Origin of the sequence: Bradyrhizobium sp. Ai1a-2 (assembly GCF_000426245.1) — a bacterium.
Taxonomy (GTDB): Bacteria; Pseudomonadota; Alphaproteobacteria; order Rhizobiales; family Xanthobacteraceae; genus Bradyrhizobium.
This window is the reverse complement of sequence record NZ_AUEZ01000053.1, coordinates 37,003-53,679: the sequence shown is the minus strand read 5'-3', so window position 1 is coordinate 53,679 and position 16,677 is coordinate 37,003. Positions and strand designations below refer to the sequence as shown.

Sequence of the window (16,677 nt, the reverse complement as noted above, 5' to 3'; positions counted from 1 at the left end):
AAGTGCCGTAGGATGGGTAGAGCGAAGCGAAACCCATCAGCTTTTGTCGCAAGCCGCACGAATGGTGGGTTTCGCTTCGCTCTACCCACCCTACGAAACTGGCTACTCGCCGCCCGCGAGCAGCGCTGCGTTGCCGCCGGCTGCCGCGGTGTTGACCGTCACCGTCTGCTCGGTCGCAAACCGCGCCAGATAATGCGGGCCGCCGGCCTTCGGGCCGGTGCCGGAAAGGCCGCAGCCCCCGAACGGCTGCACGCCGACGACCGCGCCGATCATGTTGCGGTTGACGTAGATGTTACCGACCGAAAGGCGCTCGACGATCTCCTCGACGGCGTCGTCGATGCGCGAGTGGATGCCGAGAGTCAGCCCATACCCCGTCGCCTCGATCGCGCGCAACACGTCATCAAGATTTTCCGCGCGGTAGCGCACCACATGCAGGATCGGGCCGAACACCTCCTCGGTGAGCTCGCCCGCGTTTGCCAGTTCGAAGATATGCGGCGCGACGAAATTCCCCTCCGGTGCGGTTCCGGCGAAATGCACGCGCGCCTCTCGCTTCATCCGCACGATGTGCGCGTCGAGCCGCTGCTTTGCCCCCGCATCGATCACCGGTCCGACATGAGTCGAGGGATCGCCGGGATCGCCAAGCTTCAATTCACGCGCGGCACCCGCGATCATCTCGATCGTGCGGTCGGCGACGTCGTCCTGCACAAGCAGCAGCCGCAGCGCCGAGCAGCGCTGTCCGGCGGAGCGGAACGCCGAGGTCACGACATCGTCGGCAACCTGTTCGGGGAGCGCGGTGGCATCGACGATCATCGCATTGATGCCGCCGGTCTCGGCGATCAGCGGCACGATCGGGCCGTCCTTGGCAGCCAGCGTGCGGTTGATCGATCGCGCGACTTCGGTCGAGCCGGTGAAGACGACGCCGGCGATATCAGGATGCGCCACCAGTGCCGCGCCGATCCGGCCGTCGCCTTGCACGAGCTGCAGGGCGGAAGCCGGCACGCCCGCCTCGTGCAATAGCGCGATAGCTTCGGCTGCGATCAACGGCGTCTGCTCGGCCGGCTTTGCCACCACCGAATTGCCCGCCATCAGCGCGGCCGTCACCTGTCCCAGGAAGATCGCGAGCGGAAAATTCCACGGCGAGATCGCGACGAAGACGCCGCGGCCGCGCAAGACGAGCAAATTGCTCTCGCCGGTCGGTCCCGGCATCGCCTCGCCATCGCCCAACAGCTTGCGGCCCTGCGCGGCGTAGTAGCGGCAGAAATCGGTTGCTTCGCGCACCTCGGAAAGCGCGTCATCCAGCGTCTTGCCGCCTTCGCGCTCCAACAGCGCAATGAAATGCGCGGCGCGTTGCTGCAACAGCTCGGCGGCGCGTTCGAGCATTTTCGCGCGCGTCTCGGCCGGCGTCCGGCTCCAGGGGACAAAACCGCTGCGCGCCGCAGCGACGGCGGCATTCGCTTGTTCTGGCGTGGCCTCGCTGCTGGCAGCCGTTGGCACTGTTTCGGCGTCGATCGCCGTCAGGAGAGCGTTCAGCGCGGCGCGCTCGCCGAACTCGATGCCACGCGAATTCTGCCGCTCCGGCCGATAAAGATCCTGCGGCAGTGGGATATTCGGATGGCGCGCGTGCTCGGCCGTGCCGATGATGTCGGCCGGCCGGCGCAGCAACGTCTTGACGGGCAGCGCTTCGTCGGCCGCGAGCGCGACGAAGGATGAATTGGCGCCGTTCTCGAGCAGGCGCCGCACCAGGTAGGCAAGCAGATCGCGGTGGCTGCCGACCGGTGCGTAGGTGCGATAGGCGATATCGGAACGGTCCTTGGCAAGCTGCGCATAGAGCGCCTCGCCCATGCCATGCAGGCGCTGGAATTCGAAGCTGCTGCCGTCGCCGGCGAGCTCCAGAATGGTCGCAACGGTGAGCGCGTTGTGGGTCGCGAATTGCGGAAACAGACGCGGCCGCAATGCCAACAGCTTTTGCGCGCAAACGATGTAGTTCAGATCGGTCATCGCCTTGCGGCTGAAGACCGGATAGTCGTCGAGCCCGCGCTCCTGCGCGCGCTTGATTTCGGTGTCCCAATAGGCGCCCTTGACCAGCCGCACCATCATCCGGCGATCCACACTCCGCGCGAGCTGGTCGACATAGTCGATCACCTCGCCGGCGCGCTTCTGATAGGCCTGGATCGCGAGCCCGAAACCGTCCCAGCCGGCAAGCGTATCGTCGGCGAACGCCGCAGCGATCACGTCGAGCGACAATTCCAATCGGTCGGCTTCCTCGGCGTCGACGGTGAAGTTCAGGTTGAACGCCTTGGCCTGCCGCGCCAGTTCGACCAGCCGCGGCACCAGTTCGCGCATCACGCGGCCATGACTCACCGCCTCGAAACGCGGATGCAGCGCGGAGAGCTTGACGGAGATCCCCGGCCGGTCGGGCAGGGGACGGTCATCCGCCGTCCGCCCGATCGCCTCGATCGCACGCGCATAGGAATTCAGATAGCGTTCGGCGTCAGCGGCGGTGCGCGCGCCCTCGCCGAGCATGTCGAAGGAATAGCGCGGCTTGTGCGCGGAATGAGAATTCGCCCGCGACAGGGCCGCCTCGATGGTCTCGCCGAGCACGAAGTGGCTGCCCATCAGCCGCATCGCCTGCCGCGTGGCGGCGCGCACTGCCGGCGCGCCAAGCCGTTTTGTCAGTCGCCCGAGCGTGCCCTGCGGGGTTTCACCGGGCTGAATCACCCGCGCGGACATGCCGAGCGCCCAGGCCGACGCGTTGACCAGGAACGCGGCCGATTTGGTCTCGTGATGGACGAAATCGCCCTGGGCCAGCTTGTCCTCGATGAACTGGTCGGCCGTGCGCGCATCCGGCACCCGCAGCAGGGCTTCAGCCAGCACCATCAGCGCCAGGCCCTCCTTGGTCGAAAGCGCGAATTCCCGCAGCATGTCCTCGATGCCGCCGAGCGGATCGTCATTGGTGCGGATCGCCTCGATCAGCCGCGTCGCGGTGGAGTCGATCCGTGCTTCCTGCTCCGCGCCAAGCCGTGCGTCAGACAGCAGCCGCGCCGCGATCGCCACATCGTCCGGCGCATAGGCCGCGCTGAAAGGTGGAATGATTTTGTCGGCCAGCATGGCGTCTCCTCAAACCCAAGCCAAACCTAGTCTTCCGGCAAGCCGATTCGATAGGAAATCGAGGAATTAATCTCGCAAAATCAGAAGGATAATCCAAAAAAATCGTCACGCGTGATGTGATCCACAGGTTCCGCCGCGACAGCTTGGCATGATCCGGCTCGCACGTTAATTCTGCCACTTCGTCGGGGGTGCAGGGTTCATGAGAGAGACTGATCGATCGATGCAGCGCATCGCACGCGCAACGCTCGCAGGCGTCTGCACCGGCCTGCTGGCACTTTTTGCATATCCGGCGGCTTCCGCCGAGATGAGCGCGGCGGTCGAGGCGCTCTACACGTCGGTGTCGATCTATCCGCCGTCGGCGAGCTCGATGACGGTCTGCTATGGCTTCGTCTGCCGTCGCCGCGAGACCCTGGATTTCACTGCCGTCGATCGCGCCGCGCTGACGCAGATATTGAATGCGGGCCGCGCTTCCGCTGCGGCCGAACGTGCTGCGGTGCAGAAAGCGGTGACCTGGTTCGACCGCCGCATGGGCCCGATCATCGGCACCGACAAGCGCGTGGCGAAGGCCGATTTCCGCTATTTCGACGACAAGCACAATTATGATTGCTGGGACACCACCCGCAACACCACGAGCCTGCTCTTGGTGCTGCAGCAATGGAATCTGCTGAAGCATCACGTCGTCGGCGACCCGCATTATCGCGGCAACACGCTGGTGCTGCAGACACCGCACAACACCGCGGTGCTGGTCGAGCGCGCTACCAAGGTGGAATGGGCCGTCGATCTCTGGCCGCGAGGCTATCTGCAGCCGCCGGACGTGATGCCCGTCGCCAAATGGGTGACGGAGGACTGAAAGTGGCCGACGCGCGGATGCGCGCGCTCAGCTCCTTGTGAACGCTTCCCTATGTTGCGATTGTTTGGGCGTCACTCCCGGACGCATCCCCGAGAGTGCGACCTTTGCGATAATGCTAGACCTTCAAATTCTCCGCCGATGTCCGGCCGCGGTTGGCGATCTCGTCGTACTCGACCGTCTGCCCTTCATTGAGCGTCGTAAGTCCGGCCTTCTGAACCGCTGAGATATGAACGAATATGTCCTTGCCACCCGCGGCGGGTTGGATGAACCCGTAGCCCTTGGTCGGGTTGAACCATTTTACAGTACCTTTAGCCATTCACGTCGTCTCCGGCGGAAAATCAAATAATTAAACGAACCGGCCGGTCCCCGCACACCCCGGCATGTTCGCAAAACGCAGAATAACGCAGATTGCGTCGCGCTTGGTAGCGCAAAGCTCACGCGTGATTTTGGCGGAAACACGCCGTTTCGCGGCGGTTTTGCGCCCTTTTGCCTATTTGGCGTTCATTCCCGTGGAAAAAGACCGGCCGATAGCGGCAAGTTCTGGGCACCAGGCGCAGCGAGGCTTTGCAAGCCGGCATTCGCGATCAGCACACGCCGACGTTGACGATGCGGCAGCGATCGCGGAACGGTGCGATTTAACGGATGATAATCAGGCCGCAACGACCTGATCGCCGTTGACCAGCGCGGACAGTGTGCGCGTGTCGTCGACCGTGCGCACGATCATCGGCTCGTTGCGGCCGCGGATCGCGACTTCCTGTTCGGGCAGCGCATCGGCGGCAAGGCCTGCGGTGATGCGCACCTCTTCGGAGAAGATGGCTTCGCAGCCAAGCTGTTTGGTCATGTCCTGCAATCGTGCCGCGACATTGACGGCGTCGCCGAGTGCCGTGAACACCATGTGGTCGCGATAGCCGATGTCGCCGACGATCACCTCGCCGCCATTGATGCCGATGCCGAAGCGGATCGGCTCGGGCAGGTCATGGCTCAGGAACTGGTTCAATTCCTCGATGTTCTTCCCGATCTGTGCCGCGGCGCGCAGCGCGTGCCGGCAGGCCTGCTGGCGGCTGCTCGCGAGGCCGAACAGCGCCAGCATGCCGTCGCCGACGAACTGGTTGGGCTGGCCGCCATTTTCGAGCACCGCCTGCGACACCGCGCCGAGGAAGCGGTTGACGATGAAGACGGTGTCGAACGGCAGCCGCGTCTCGGCAAGCTGCGTCGAGCCGCGCATGTCGACGAACAGGCTGACGAGATAACGCTCCTGCCCGATCCGCGTCGGGTTCGACGCATGTGCGTTGGCCGACATCGTGTGCGGGGTGAACAGCTGGAAGAAGGAGAGGTCGGTGGTCGGCTTGAGCTGGCAGGCGAGCCGGATCGATGGATCGGTCGATCCGACGCGGCCGAGCACGAAGGCCTCGCGCGGCGAAGGTTCGGGCAGCGTGCTGCAGTCGCCGATGATGCGGATACGGCAGGTCGAGCAGCGCGCGCGGCCGCCGCAGACCGAGGCATGCGGCACGTTGTGGCGCAGGCTTGCCTCCAGCACGCTCAATCCCTTGGGCACGCGGACGGTGCGGCCATTGCCGTAGGACAGGCTGATCATGCCGCCGCGCCGCTCCAGGATGGCCCGCGCGCCGCGCGCGAGCAGCACCAGGCCAAGCAGGCCGACATAGCCGATCGTCATGCCGCTGGTGATGCGGTCGAGCATGTCTGCCTGCTCCAGCGTGCCGACATGTTGCGCGGACAGATTGTCGTGCCGCCAAGCCGGATCGGTGCTGTCGGCGATCACGGTGCGTCCGCCCTGGTAGACTCCAAGCAGCGCCAGCGTCGGGATCAGCACGGCGGCTGCGAGCAGAAACGGCGCCGCGCGCTTGAAGAAGCGGCGCAGCCTCAGCCAGAAATAAAGCCCGATGCAGCCGTGCACCCAGGCGATAATCAGTACCGCGAGCATCGGCCACAGCCTCTGTCTCGCGCTGATGAAGAATATATAGAGTTCCTGCGGATAGAGCTTCTCGTGCCCGTACAGCGTCTGGCCGAGCCGCACGCCGACGATATGGGCGATGATCAGGAAAGGGATGCTCAAGCCCAGCACCAGTTGCAGCGGCTCGATCGCCTTCCAGCCGAACTGGCGCCGCTGATACAGCGCCCAGATGCCGAGCCCGGAGTGCACCAGGCAGGCGCCGTAGAAGAGGAAGGCGATGGGCGCGAATTGCCAGAAGGCGGTGTGCCAGTTGACCCCCCAGGCCAGCGCGTTCAGCGAGATATTGCCGAGCGCGTGATTGAGGAAATGGCTGACCAGATACGTGAACAGGATGGTGCCGCTGACGAGCCGAACCTGCCGCAAGCCGATGCCGCGGAAAAATTCTCGTAACTGCTGGGGCGCAGAGGAGGCCATGTGATCCGTAGATACTATCGTCAAAACTGGTGCCTTATTCCCTGAACTCTCTCGGCGTCCCGGCCCCGTGCCGGTCCATTATAGATATAATGTATAATGCTTCCGCACTCTCAAGTCCGCCTCTCCCAAGGGGAGGTGGGAGCTCGCCGCTCTGGCCACGCCCAAATTACACACCAGCGTCACAGGTCCGGCCCTCGCGGGGGGATCCCACCCGTCATTCTTTCCCGCGACACGTTGACACCCCGTTAGGAGTCTTGGAAAAGCGCGGCCGTGACGAAGAACCCACCCGAAATCGGCCGCGCAACAGCGGACGACTATCCTGCCGCGCCGCCATGGTCCGTCGTGATCGCCCTGATCGCGGCGATGACGGTCCTGCGCCTGGTCTATGCGGCCGTGCTCGACCTGCGCACGGACGAGGCCTACTACTGGACCTGGTCGAAGGAGAGCGTGCTTTCGTTCCTCGATCATCCCCCCATGATCGCCTGGTTTGTCCGCTTCGGCACGGCGATCTTCGGCGACACCAATCTCGGCGCGCGGTTTGCCGGCATTGTGGCGATGCTGGCGAGCCAGCTTCTGCTCGCCGACATCGTCCGCCGCGTCACCCATGATTTCAGGGCGATCGTGCTGGCACTGCTGTTGCCCGAGGCCGCGCTCTATTACGGCCTCTTGATGGCGAAGGTCGCGCCCGACATCGCGATGATCCCGTTTGCGGTCGCGATGCTGTGGTCGCTGGTGCGGCTGACCGAAAGCGGCGACGGGCGCTGGTGGCTCGCCGCCGGCCTGTTCGGTGGGCTTGCGCTGTTGTCGAAATTCACCGCGGTCATGCTGCTGCCGGCGGTTGTGGCGTTCATGCTGGTGCCCGCGTGGCGGTGGCGCTGGCTTTCCAGCCCCTATCCTTATCTTGCCGTCGTGATTGCGATCCTCGTGTTCTCGCCGGTGCTGATCTGGAATGACCAGCACGATTGGGCCTCGTTCCGCTTCCAGGCGGTGCGCGCCACTGCCGAGCATCCCTTCTCGCTCCGCACCTTGGGTGAGTTCTTCGCCCTGCAATTCGGCCTGGTCGGATTCGTGGTGCTGCCGGTGGTGCTGTCGGGCGTGACGCTCACCGCATGGCGCGGCTTTCGCACCCGCGAGCCGGTGGCGATCCTGCTCTCGACCGCGGTGATCGTGCCGTTCTTCTATTTCCTGTGGAAGTCACTGACGCTTCGGGTCGGCGACACCTGGCCGATGTTCCTGTGGCCCGCCGGCTTTGCCGCCACCGCCATCAACATCGCCATGCTGCCGCGAGAAGGTTTTCCGAAATGGATGATCCGCGCGACGATCTCCTGGGCGCGGATTGCCGTGATGTCAGGCATCGCTTTCGTCATCTGCGTGTTCGTCTATTATGTCGCGACGCCCTTCAATTTCATTGGCCGCACCGATCCGATCGGCGGCGAAGCCGGCTACCGCGAGCTCGCGGCGCGCGTCGAAGATCAATTGCAGAAGCAGGGCGCGACCTGGATCGCGACCACTGACTACCGCACCTACGCGATGCTGCGCTGGTTCTTCAATGGACGCGTGCCCGTGGTCCAGCTCAACGAGCGTGGCCGCTTCCAGGGCTTTCGCGATCCCGGCATGGACCGCATCCGGGATCGCGCCGGCATCTATGTCGTGCGCGAACTCGACAGCCAAATGCCGTTCCTCAATGCGGCAGGCGCTGTGCGCCAGCCTCTCGAACGTGTCGAGCGTGTCTGGCGCGGCATGGTGATGGACAGCTTTTCGCTGGAAAAGCTGATCGGCTATACCCCCGAACTCTCGCCGCCACCGGATTCGCCGCTATTCCGCTGGCGCGTGCTGGCGGGTGACCTGCCGCAGCATTTTGCGATCCAAATCAACAGTCGCGACAAGCGACGTTATGGGGAGAAACATGAGGATGTTTATTCGTATTGCAGCATTGGCGCTGTCGATCAGCGCGTTCGCGCTGCCGGCTAGAGCCGCCGATTACCCCGACCACGCGATCAAGATGATCGTTCCGTTCGCCGCCGGTGGCGGCACCGACGTGATTGCCCGCATCATCGCCAAGAGCCTGAATGAGAAATGGGGGCAGCCGGTCGTGGTCGAGAACCAGCCGGGCGCCTCCGGTGCGATCGGCACGCGTGCGGTGATGAAGGCGCCGGCGGACGGTTATACGCTTCTGATGGCCTCGACCGGGGCGTTGATGGCGGTCTCGGCCGGTGCCGACAATGGCGCGGCTTTCGACGTCAACAAATACCTGACGCCGGTCGTGATCGGTGCCGCGCCGCCCTACCTTCTGGTCGCAAGCCCAAACTTGCCGGTGAAGACCACCGCCGATCTCGTCCGCTACGCCAGGGAGAAGCCTGACGGCCTGACCTTCGGCTCCTCCGGCGTCGGCGCCGCTTCGCATCTATCGGGGCTGTTGTTCGCCAGCGAAACCGGCATCAAGATGTTGCATGTCCCCTACAAGGGCACCGGTCCGGCGGTGACCGACCTGCTCGGCGGCCGCATCGACGTGATGTTCGCACCGGGGCCAGTGGTGCAGCAGTTCGTGCAATCGGGCCAGCTCAAGGCACTCGGCGTCACCGACACGCAGCGCTCGAAATTCTATCCTGACGTTCCAACCGTCGCCGATGCCGTGCCCGGCTATGAATCGGTCGGCTGGTTCGGCCTGCTGGCGCCGCCGAACACGCCGCCTGACGTCGTCAAGAAGCTCAACGAAGTGATCGTCGCTGCGATGCAGACCCAGGAGTTTCGCGATCATCTTGCCACGCTCGGCGCCGAGCCGAAGCCGCAGACACCGGAAGAGTTCGGCCGCTACATCAACGCCGACGTTGCCAAATGGAGCAAGCTCGTGAAAGACAATGACGTGCAATTGCCGGGAGGAAAGTGACCGATGCGTCTTGCAACCTTTATCGATCCGTCGCGGGGCAGCGATGCCCGGTTCGGCATCGTCGTCGGCGATGGCATCGTCGATGTCGTTGCCGCAGCCGATGCATTGCGTCTCGCGGTGCCGGCAAGCTCGGTCAAGCAGGCGCTCACGACCGGCGCGCACACGCTTGCAGCGCTGAAGGCGCTGGTCGCGGCGGCTGAACGTGCGAAGCTGGTTCGGCCTGCAGCCGGCGTCAAATTCCTGCCGCCGATCGCCGATCCCTCGAAATTCTTCTGCGTCGGCAAGAACAACAAGAAGCATCGCGAGGAGCTTGTCGCCAACAAGATGCTGACGGAGATGCCGAACGAGCCCACCGGCTTCGTCAAGCTGGTCTCGACGATGTCGGGCGACGGCGACGAGGTGGTCAAGCCTGAAGACATCACCACGCTCGATTACGAGCCGGAGCTCTGTTACGTCGTCGGCAAGCGCGCCCACGGCGTCAAAAAGGCCGACGCGCTCGACTACATCGCAGGCTTCACGCTGATGAACGATGTCAGCGCGCGAGAGATCCAGAAGCGCGAGGTCGCCTCCGGCACGAGGTTCTGGACCGCCAAGAACATGCCGGGTTTCGCACCGGTCGGGCCCTACATCCTGACGCTGGACGAGGTCCCCGATACCGAGAACCTCTGGGTCACCTGCCATGTCAACGGCAAGGAGCGGCTGCGCTCGAACACTGGCGACTATCTCTACAAGATCGCCGACGTGCTGGAGCACTTTTCCCGCTACGTCGTGTTCGAGCCGGGCGACCTGATCGCGATGGGCGCCCCCAGCGGCGTCGCCGTCGGCCAGCCCAATGCCGCCGAGCTTTATCTGAAGCCCGGTGACGACATGGTGATTGGGTTCGAAGGCCTGATGTCGCTGCGAACGAAGGTCGTCGCGCCGAAGTAGCTCTAAACCCTTCTCCCCTTGCGGGAGAAGGTGGCGCGAAGCGCCGGATGAGGGGTTGTCTCCGCGAGTCACCGTGTTCGCGGAGAGAACCCCTCACCCAAGCGAGGTCATGGCCCGCGCCGGTGCAGCCCTCTCCCACAAGGGGCGAGGGCGCATCAACTGGCTCCGCGCTCTTCGTCGTCGCGTTTGCGCAGCAAGTCCTTTGCAAGATCAGCCAGCGCCGGCCTTGGCAGCGCGGTGAAAGGGAGCGGCCGCGTCACTTCGATCGCTGCCAGCCCGAGGCGGGCGGTGAGGAGGCCGTTGAGGACGCCTTCGCCGAGGCGCTGGGAGAGCTTGGCGGCGATGCCGTGGCCGAGCATCTGCTGGATCAGGCTGTCGCTGGCCGCCATGCCGCCGGTGATCGCCAGATGCGTGATCACCTGGCGCATCAGGCTGAACATGCCGAGCGCGCCGGGCCGGCCGCCATAGAGATAGGCCAATTGCCGGATCATGCGCAGCGCCGCCACGAACACGAACAGCACGTCGATCGCCGCGCGCGGGCTCACCGCGGTGACGACCGAGACGCGCTGCGCGGCAGAAGAGACCAGGCGGCGCGCCTCTTCATCGAGCGGCGTCATCAATTCGCGTTCGGCGAGCTTGATCATGTCGGCGCCGTCGATGATGTCGTCGGCATGGCCTTGCAGCGTGGCGCGAGCGCGCGCGAGCTGCGGATTCTCATGCGCGAGCTTGAGCAGGTCGTTCACGATCACGCGGCTCGCCGCGCGGTCGTCGCTGAGCACCACGTCCGCGGCGCGGGAATGGAGTTTCTCGATCGTCGCCAGCCGCGCCAATCCAAAGGCCTCGCGTCCGATGACAACGAGCAGCGCGACCGTCGCGACCACGGCCAATGCAAGCCCGACGAAGCCGAGCCCTTGGTTGCGCGCGAACAGGTCCTCGATCAGGTTGATGACGCCGAGCCCGGCGCCGAGCAGCATCAATCCGCCGGCTGCCGCCCAGAACACCGTGCCCCAGCGGAAGCCGCGGCGCGCCGGTACGAGCGGTGCATCGACCGGCACCGGCAGCAGCGCCGGATCCGGCTCCGGCGTGATCTGGATGGTGCCGCGGGCCGGCCGGCCCTTCTCGTCGGCGTCGATCACGATCACGGAGGGATCGTCGAGCTTGAAGGTCGCCGGCCGCCGGTGGGGCGTTTTCTCGCTCATTGCAGTCGGTCTCCGATCAGGAACTGGAGCGCGCGGTCAAGACGGATATGGGGCAGCGCGGGTTCCTCGTCACCCTCCCGCACCAGTTTAGGCGGTCGAAATCGCAGGAATCGGTAATCGGCATTGTCGGCGGTCGCGCCGGACAGGCCGCGGAAGGTGCCCCTGAACAGTTCCTCGGGGTCAACAGGCAGGTCGCCCGGAAAGGTCGCCACTTCGGTCTCGCCGTCGAAGGTCTCCCCGTTGGCGGTTTCGCCCGGCGCCGGCGTGCCCAGGATCGACGGCAGTTTCTCCCGGCCGCGCGCCACCTGCGCTTCGCGGGTCGCGCGCACCGCGGCCAGCGCCACCACGTCGATCGCGGCACCGGCATATTCGGCGCGGTCGGCGGCCTTCGCCACCGTGCGCCGCAGGATCGCTTCCAGCCGGTCATGGCTCTGGTGATGCAGGTGATCGGCTTTCGTCGCCGCGAACAGGATGCGGTCGATACGCGGCCGGAACAGCGCACTCATGATCGTGCTGCGACCGATGCGGAAGCAATCCAGGATGCCGGCCAGCGCCGCCTCGAGATCGTGCAGCGCCTCGGGCCCGGCATTGAAGGCGGCGAGCGCATCCACCAGCACGATCTGGCGATCGAGCCGGGCAAAATGATCGCGGAAGAACGGGCGGACCACGACGTCCTTGTAGGCCTCGTAGCGCCGCCGCATCATCGCCCACAGCGAACCGTCGGGCGCGGTGCCATCGATTGGAACTTCGAGCGGTGCAAAGGTCAGCGCCGGCGAGCCCGCGAGGCTGCCCGGCATCAGGAAGCGGCCGGGGGGCAACAGGCTCATGGCAAAGCGTTCGTCGCGGCAGGCGCGCAAATAGTCGGCGAAGAGCTTTGCGGACCTGAGCGCCGCCTGCTCGTTCTCGCGGCCATCGCCATCAAGCGTCTTCAGATGCTCATGCCAGGGTGCGGCGAGTTCGGCGCGCAGCGGCTCGCGTGACAACGCAAGGCTCTCCGCCGACCATTGCTCGAAGCTCTTGCTCAGCAGCGGCAGGTCGAGCAGCCACTCGCCGGGATAGTCGACGATATCGAGGGTGAGCGTGCGGTCCGCGCCATTTTGCCGCTGGTAGTCGATGACGAGGCGAAGCTCGCTGATGTCGGTGGTCGAGTTCGGCCAGCGCCGTTCCTCGACCAGGGTCCGGACATGGTTCTCGTAGTCGAAGCGCGGCACCGCATCGTCCGGCTGCGGCTCCAGACGCGCTCGGGCGATCCGGCCCGAGGCGTAGGGCTCGAACACCGGAAAACGGCCGCCTCGGGTCAATCCATGGATCAGCGCCGTGATGAACACCGTTTTGCCGGCACGCGATAGTCCGGTCACGCCGAGCCGCACGGTCGGGTTGAAGAAACTGTCGCCATAGTCCCAGAGCGCCCGCGCCGACAGGCGCGCTTCCTCGACGATATCGGTGAGACTGAAGGCCATGCAGGCGAGGAGCAACCCGGGCGGGAGGAAGGCAATGGACGGACGATAATCGGCAAAGTGGCGATTGAGCGACCAAAATCAAGCACTTCGTCAGCCCGGATGGGCGGAGCCGTTCATCGCCGGTTCAAAAAACAGCCACGACGATGGGGTATTAGATCGGCTAACCTCCCAAGGCCGATGTCCCCTCGCTCCTCACTGGTGCGCCGACTGGTCATGACGATATTCCGCCTGAAACAACTCGCCTCCAATTCGTTCCACGCGGCCGGTGCCGTGATCTGGAACTACGACCGCGCCGAACTGATCGCCGACGGCATTGTCCATGTCGTCGGCATCTGCTTCGGCCTGATTGCTGCCACCGTGCTGATCGTGCTGACGGCTGTCTACGCGACGCCGCGCGACGTCGCGGTGATCTCGGTCTATGTCACGGGTCTGCTCGCCATGCTGGTGCTGTCGGCGACCTATAATCTCTGGCCGGTGTCGCGGGCCAAATGGGTGCTGCGCCGCTTCGACCATTCGGCGATCTATGTGCTGATCGCGGCGACCTACACGCCCTTCATCATGGAGTTGAGGGAGAGCTACTTTGCGCTGGCGCTCCTGATCGGGGTCTGGTGCGTGGCGATCGTCGGCATCGTGCTGAAACTGACGCTGCCGGGCCGTTTCGACCGCCTGTCGGTCGGGCTCTATCTCGCCATGGGCTGGAGCGGCTTGATGCTCTATGATGCGGTGGTGAAGGTGCTGCCGGCGATGGCGCTGTGGTTCGTGGTCGCGGGCGGCGTATTGTACAGTCTCGGCGTGGTGTTCCACGCGTGGCAGCGACTGCGTTTCCAGAACGCGATCTGGCACTGTTTTGTCTTGCTTGGCGCGGCCTGCCATTATACGGCGATCCTCGACCTCGTGCTCGCGAGCTGAGGCGCTGACAACAACAAATCGGGAGGGGGCCATGCAGGTGGCAGAAAAAGTCGTGGTCGTCACCGGTGGCGGCAATGGCATCGGCAAGGCGCTGTGCGAGGCGTTCCATCGTGCGGGCGCCGCGAAAGTGGTGGTGGTCGATCTCGACCATGCAGCGGCCGAAAAGGTTGCGGCCTCCGTCGGCGGCGCGGCGTTCAAATGCGATGTCGGGCAGGAGAAGAATATCCTGCACGTGATCGAGGCGACCGAGCGGATGTTCGGCCCGATCGCGCTGTTCTGTTCCAATGCCGGGATCGGCGGCGGTTTCGATCCGCTCTCTGCGAATGCCGGCGGCACCTCGGATGAGCCCTGGGCGCGGAGCTGGGCGATCCATGTGATGGCCCATGTCTATGCCGCGCGGCATCTGATCCCGCGCATGAAGGCACGCGGCGGCGGCTATTTCCTCAACACCATCTCCGCGGCCGGCCTGTTGTCGCAGGTCGGCAGCCCCGCTTATTCCACCACCAAGCATGCTGCGGTCGGCTTTGCCGAAAACCTCGCGATCTCCCATCGCGCCGATGGCATCAAGGTCTCGATCCTCTGCCCGCAAGGCGTCGACACCAACATGCTGCGCTCGATCCCGAAGGGTCCGCAATCCGGCGACGGCGACCTCACCGCGGAGCAGGTCGCGCAGGACGCATTGCGCGGCATCGAGCAGGAAACCTTCCTGATCCTGCCGCACCCGCAGGTGCTCGGCTACATGCGCAAGAAGACCGAGAACTACGACCGCTGGATCGGCGGCATGGCCAAGATCCAGGCCAAGATGCGCGAAGAGCACGGGAAGTAGTCGGCCCGTCATTGCGAGGAGCGAAGCGACGAAGCAATCCATGGCTCCGCGGGTGGAGAGATGGATTGCCTCGCTTCGCTCGCAATGACGGAGAGAGGCTCTCCGCGCTGTCGTCTCGTCCCATAAGAACGGAGCCTGCGTTACAGATGTAGCCGCGCGCGGCTTGACCCGGGCATCCACGCGGGAGTTGAGTAGACGCGAACCAGAAATCTGCGAGGACGTCATGGATTTCGTCACGGTGCGGAACGGATCGATCAACCTGAATGTGGCTGTCGCCGGCCGCGGTCCCCTGATCCTCTGCGTTCATGGCTTTCCCGAGCTTTGGTACTCATGGCGTCACCAGATCGATTATTTCTCGAAGCGCGGCTACAAGGTGGCGGCGCTCGAGGTGCGCGGCTACGGGCAGAGCTCCAAGCCGCAGGAGATTGCCGCCTACAGCATGCGCAACCTGACGTCCGATATCGCCGCCGTGATCGATCAACTGGGTGACGGCAAGGCGATCCTGTTCGGTCACGATTGGGGGGCGCCGATGGTCTGGAATACGGCGCTGATCTACCCGGACAAGGTGAAGGCGGTCGCCGGCTTGAGTGTGCCGTATGTCCCGAGAGGCCCTGTCGGCTTTCTCGACGCGGTCAGGGCTGCATACAAGGACCGCTTCTTCTATATGCTCTATTTCCAGAAGGAAGGTGTGGCGGAAAAGGAGCTCGAGGCCGACATCCCCGTCGCTTTGCGAAAACTCTATTTCGCGATCTCAGGTGGCGCCCCGGTCAACAAGTGGCTCGATCACAAGCCCGTAGACGCGAAATTGCTCGACGGGATGATCGATCCGAAGCCATTCCCGGACTGGATGAGCGAGAAAGACCTGCAGGTCTATATCGACGCATTCCGCGCCGGCGGCTTCCGCGGCCCTCTCAATCGCTACCGCGTGCAGGACATCGATTTCAAGGAATTGGCGGAGTTTGCCGACAAGCCGGTGACGCAGCCGTCATATTTCCTGGCTGGCGAGCGTGACGCGGTTCGCGCGTTCATTCCCGGCATGGATCTCTACGCGAACCCCGGGGCTGCCTGCACCGATTTTCGCGGATCGGCGGTTCTTCCGGGCATCGGTCACTGGGTGCAGCAGGAAGCACCAGGGGAGACCAATGCAGCGCTGGAGCGATTCCTGACAGGCCTTTGAGCGGATGCGGAGGCCGCACCCGCGGCGTCACCGCTTCGTCCGCGCTGAATAACGCGGTCACCGGCTCACCCCAGGTACGGTGGGTCGCATGTGTGACGCACGTTGTTTTTGGGAGGAGCATGATGACCCTCGTTCTTGTCCACGGAAATCCTGAAACCGAGGCGATCTGGGACAATCTCGTCCCGCATCTGCGCGACCATCATGTTGTTTGTCTTTCTCCACCGGGATTTGGGTCCGCCATCCCTGCCGGCTTTGACTGTTCTATCGATGCCTATCGCGACTGGCTTGCGGGCGAACTGGAGAAGTTGCCGCAGCCGATCGATCTCGTGGGGCATGACTGGGGCGGCGGACATGTCGTGCGCATCGCAATGGACCGTGCGGGTCTAATACGATCTTGGGCGAGCGATATTCTGGGCGCATTCGACGCGGATTACGTCTGGCACGACCTGGCGCAGACCTGGCAGACGCCGGAAATCGGCGAGCAAGCAGTCGCGCAGACGGCAGCCATGTCGGTCGAGGCCCGAGCCCAACGGTACGAGAGCTTGGGCATGACCTCGGCGATCGCCAAGAAAGTGGCCGCTGGTGCGAACAAGGACATGGGCAAGGCAATCCTGGCATTGTACAGATCGGCCGCTCAACCTGTTATGCGGGATCTCGGTAGCAGCTTGCCCCGGGCAGCCGCCAAGCCCGGCCTGGCGCTGATCGCGACGGAAGATCACTACTGTGGCGGCGAGACGCTCGCGCGCCGTTGTGCCGAGCGCGCCGGCGCAAAGGTCGCGGTTTTGCAAGGGGCGGGTCATTGGTGGATGTGCCAGCAGCCAAAACAAGGCGCCGACGCGATCAACGCGTTTCTAGCGCAACTGAACTAAGCTCCGCTCGGCAGCAGCTTTGCGCGACGCTCCTGGCTGTAAAGGCCCGTAGGGCGCCTCATGGTCGAGCGAATTGAAA

13 protein-coding genes are annotated in these 16,677 nt (G+C 64.4%); 8 read left to right on the top strand and 5 right to left on the bottom strand.

Annotated features, from left to right (window positions below):
• Positions 1–102: 102 nt before the first annotated feature.
• A complete protein-coding gene (gene putA / locus K288_RS0128590) occupies positions 103–3,108 on the bottom strand; it encodes a bifunctional proline dehydrogenase/L-glutamate gamma-semialdehyde dehydrogenase PutA (protein ID WP_027582644.1) in 3,006 nt (1,001 codons plus the stop codon).
• A 304-nt stretch (positions 3,109–3,412) separates the two neighbouring features.
• On the opposite strand from putA, the gene K288_RS0128585 reads away from it, so the two are divergent.
• Positions 3,413–3,958 (top strand): hypothetical protein, encoded by a 546-nt coding sequence (locus K288_RS0128585; RefSeq protein ID WP_244443288.1) that lies wholly within the window; start codon positions 3,413–3,415, stop codon positions 3,956–3,958.
• Between the two features lie 115 nt (positions 3,959–4,073).
• Here K288_RS0128585 and K288_RS0128580 read toward each other — a convergent pair whose 3' ends face one another.
• Entirely contained in the window at positions 4,074–4,274 is a 201-nt protein-coding gene (locus tag K288_RS0128580) for a cold-shock protein (RefSeq protein WP_027582642.1), read from the bottom strand.
• A gap of 333 nt (positions 4,275–4,607) precedes the next feature.
• Entirely contained in the window at positions 4,608–6,344 is a 1,737-nt protein-coding gene (locus tag K288_RS0128575; RefSeq protein ID WP_027582641.1) for an adenylate/guanylate cyclase domain-containing protein, read from the bottom strand.
• Positions 6,345–6,707: 363 nt separating this feature from the next.
• On the opposite strand from K288_RS0128575, the gene K288_RS46820 reads away from it, so the two are divergent.
• The 3 genes from K288_RS46820 to K288_RS46815 are packed head-to-tail and all read left to right on the top strand — an operon-like array spanning position 6,708 to position 10,158.
• A complete protein-coding gene (locus K288_RS46820) occupies positions 6,708–8,315 on the top strand; it encodes a glycosyltransferase family 39 protein (protein WP_084799764.1) in 1,608 nt (535 codons plus the stop codon).
• Positions 8,257–9,231, top strand: coding sequence for a tripartite tricarboxylate transporter substrate binding protein (locus K288_RS0128565; protein WP_160169013.1), 975 nt, complete (start codon positions 8,257–8,259; stop codon positions 9,229–9,231). Before K288_RS46820 ends, K288_RS0128565 begins: the two co-directional genes overlap by 59 nt.
• A gap of 3 nt (positions 9,232–9,234) precedes the next feature.
• Positions 9,235–10,158 (top strand): fumarylacetoacetate hydrolase family protein, encoded by a 924-nt coding sequence (locus K288_RS46815; protein WP_051334780.1) that lies wholly within the window; start codon positions 9,235–9,237, stop codon positions 10,156–10,158.
• Between the two features lie 155 nt (positions 10,159–10,313).
• On the opposite strand, the gene K288_RS0128555 is transcribed toward K288_RS46815, so the two are convergent.
• The gene (locus K288_RS0128555; RefSeq protein WP_027582639.1) at positions 10,314–11,357 is read right to left on the bottom strand and encodes a TIGR01620 family protein; all 1,044 of its coding nucleotides are present in this window, start codon (positions 11,355–11,357) and stop codon (positions 10,314–10,316) included.
• Positions 11,354–12,817: a YcjX family protein gene (locus tag K288_RS0128550; RefSeq protein ID WP_027582638.1), complete on the bottom strand. Its 1,464-nt coding sequence runs from the start codon at positions 12,815–12,817 to the stop codon at positions 11,354–11,356. The genes K288_RS0128555 and K288_RS0128550 overlap by 4 nt, the downstream gene beginning before the upstream one ends.
• A gap of 213 nt (positions 12,818–13,030) precedes the next feature.
• Here K288_RS0128550 and K288_RS0128545 point away from each other — a divergent pair, with 213 nt between their 5' ends.
• The 4 genes from K288_RS0128545 (at position 13,031) to K288_RS0128530 (ending at position 16,598) form a co-directional block, all read left to right on the top strand.
• Positions 13,031–13,726, top strand: coding sequence for a hemolysin III family protein (locus tag K288_RS0128545; protein WP_027582637.1), 696 nt, complete (start codon positions 13,031–13,033; stop codon positions 13,724–13,726).
• A gap of 31 nt (positions 13,727–13,757) precedes the next feature.
• Positions 13,758–14,552, top strand: a complete 795-nt coding sequence (locus tag K288_RS0128540; RefSeq protein ID WP_027582636.1) for an SDR family oxidoreductase — start codon at positions 13,758–13,760, stop codon at positions 14,550–14,552.
• A gap of 223 nt (positions 14,553–14,775) precedes the next feature.
• A complete protein-coding gene (locus K288_RS0128535) occupies positions 14,776–15,729 on the top strand; it encodes an alpha/beta hydrolase (protein ID WP_027582635.1) in 954 nt (317 codons plus the stop codon).
• 122 nt (positions 15,730–15,851) lie between these two features.
• On the top strand, positions 15,852–16,598 hold the full coding sequence (locus tag K288_RS0128530; RefSeq protein WP_027582634.1) for an alpha/beta hydrolase: 747 nt from the start codon (positions 15,852–15,854) through the stop codon (positions 16,596–16,598).
• Positions 16,599–16,677 lie beyond the last annotated feature (79 nt).

Coding starts and splice junctions, on each gene's coding strand:
- K288_RS0128565 (WP_160169013.1), top strand. CDS start 8,257: ATGTTTATTCGTATTGCAGCATTGGCGCTGTCGATCAGCGCGTTCGCG.
- K288_RS0128575 (WP_027582641.1), bottom strand. CDS start 6,344: ATGGCCTCCTCTGCGCCCCAGCAGTTACGAGAATTTTTCCGCGGCATC.
- K288_RS0128580 (WP_027582642.1), bottom strand. CDS start 4,274: ATGGCTAAAGGTACTGTAAAATGGTTCAACCCGACCAAGGGCTACGGG.
- K288_RS46815 (WP_051334780.1), top strand. CDS start 9,235: ATGCGTCTTGCAACCTTTATCGATCCGTCGCGGGGCAGCGATGCCCGG.
- K288_RS0128535 (WP_027582635.1), top strand. CDS start 14,776: ATGGATTTCGTCACGGTGCGGAACGGATCGATCAACCTGAATGTGGCT.
- K288_RS0128540 (WP_027582636.1), top strand. CDS start 13,758: ATGCAGGTGGCAGAAAAAGTCGTGGTCGTCACCGGTGGCGGCAATGGC.
- K288_RS0128555 (WP_027582639.1), bottom strand. CDS start 11,357: ATGAGCGAGAAAACGCCCCACCGGCGGCCGGCGACCTTCAAGCTCGAC.
- K288_RS0128545 (WP_027582637.1), top strand. CDS start 13,031: ATGACGATATTCCGCCTGAAACAACTCGCCTCCAATTCGTTCCACGCG.
- K288_RS0128585 (WP_244443288.1), top strand. CDS start 3,413: ATGAGCGCGGCGGTCGAGGCGCTCTACACGTCGGTGTCGATCTATCCG.
- K288_RS0128550 (WP_027582638.1), bottom strand. CDS start 12,817: ATGGCCTTCAGTCTCACCGATATCGTCGAGGAAGCGCGCCTGTCGGCG.
- putA (WP_027582644.1), bottom strand. CDS start 3,108: ATGCTGGCCGACAAAATCATTCCACCTTTCAGCGCGGCCTATGCGCCG.
- K288_RS46820 (WP_084799764.1), top strand. CDS start 6,708: ATGACGGTCCTGCGCCTGGTCTATGCGGCCGTGCTCGACCTGCGCACG.
- K288_RS0128530 (WP_027582634.1), top strand. CDS start 15,852: ATGACCCTCGTTCTTGTCCACGGAAATCCTGAAACCGAGGCGATCTGG.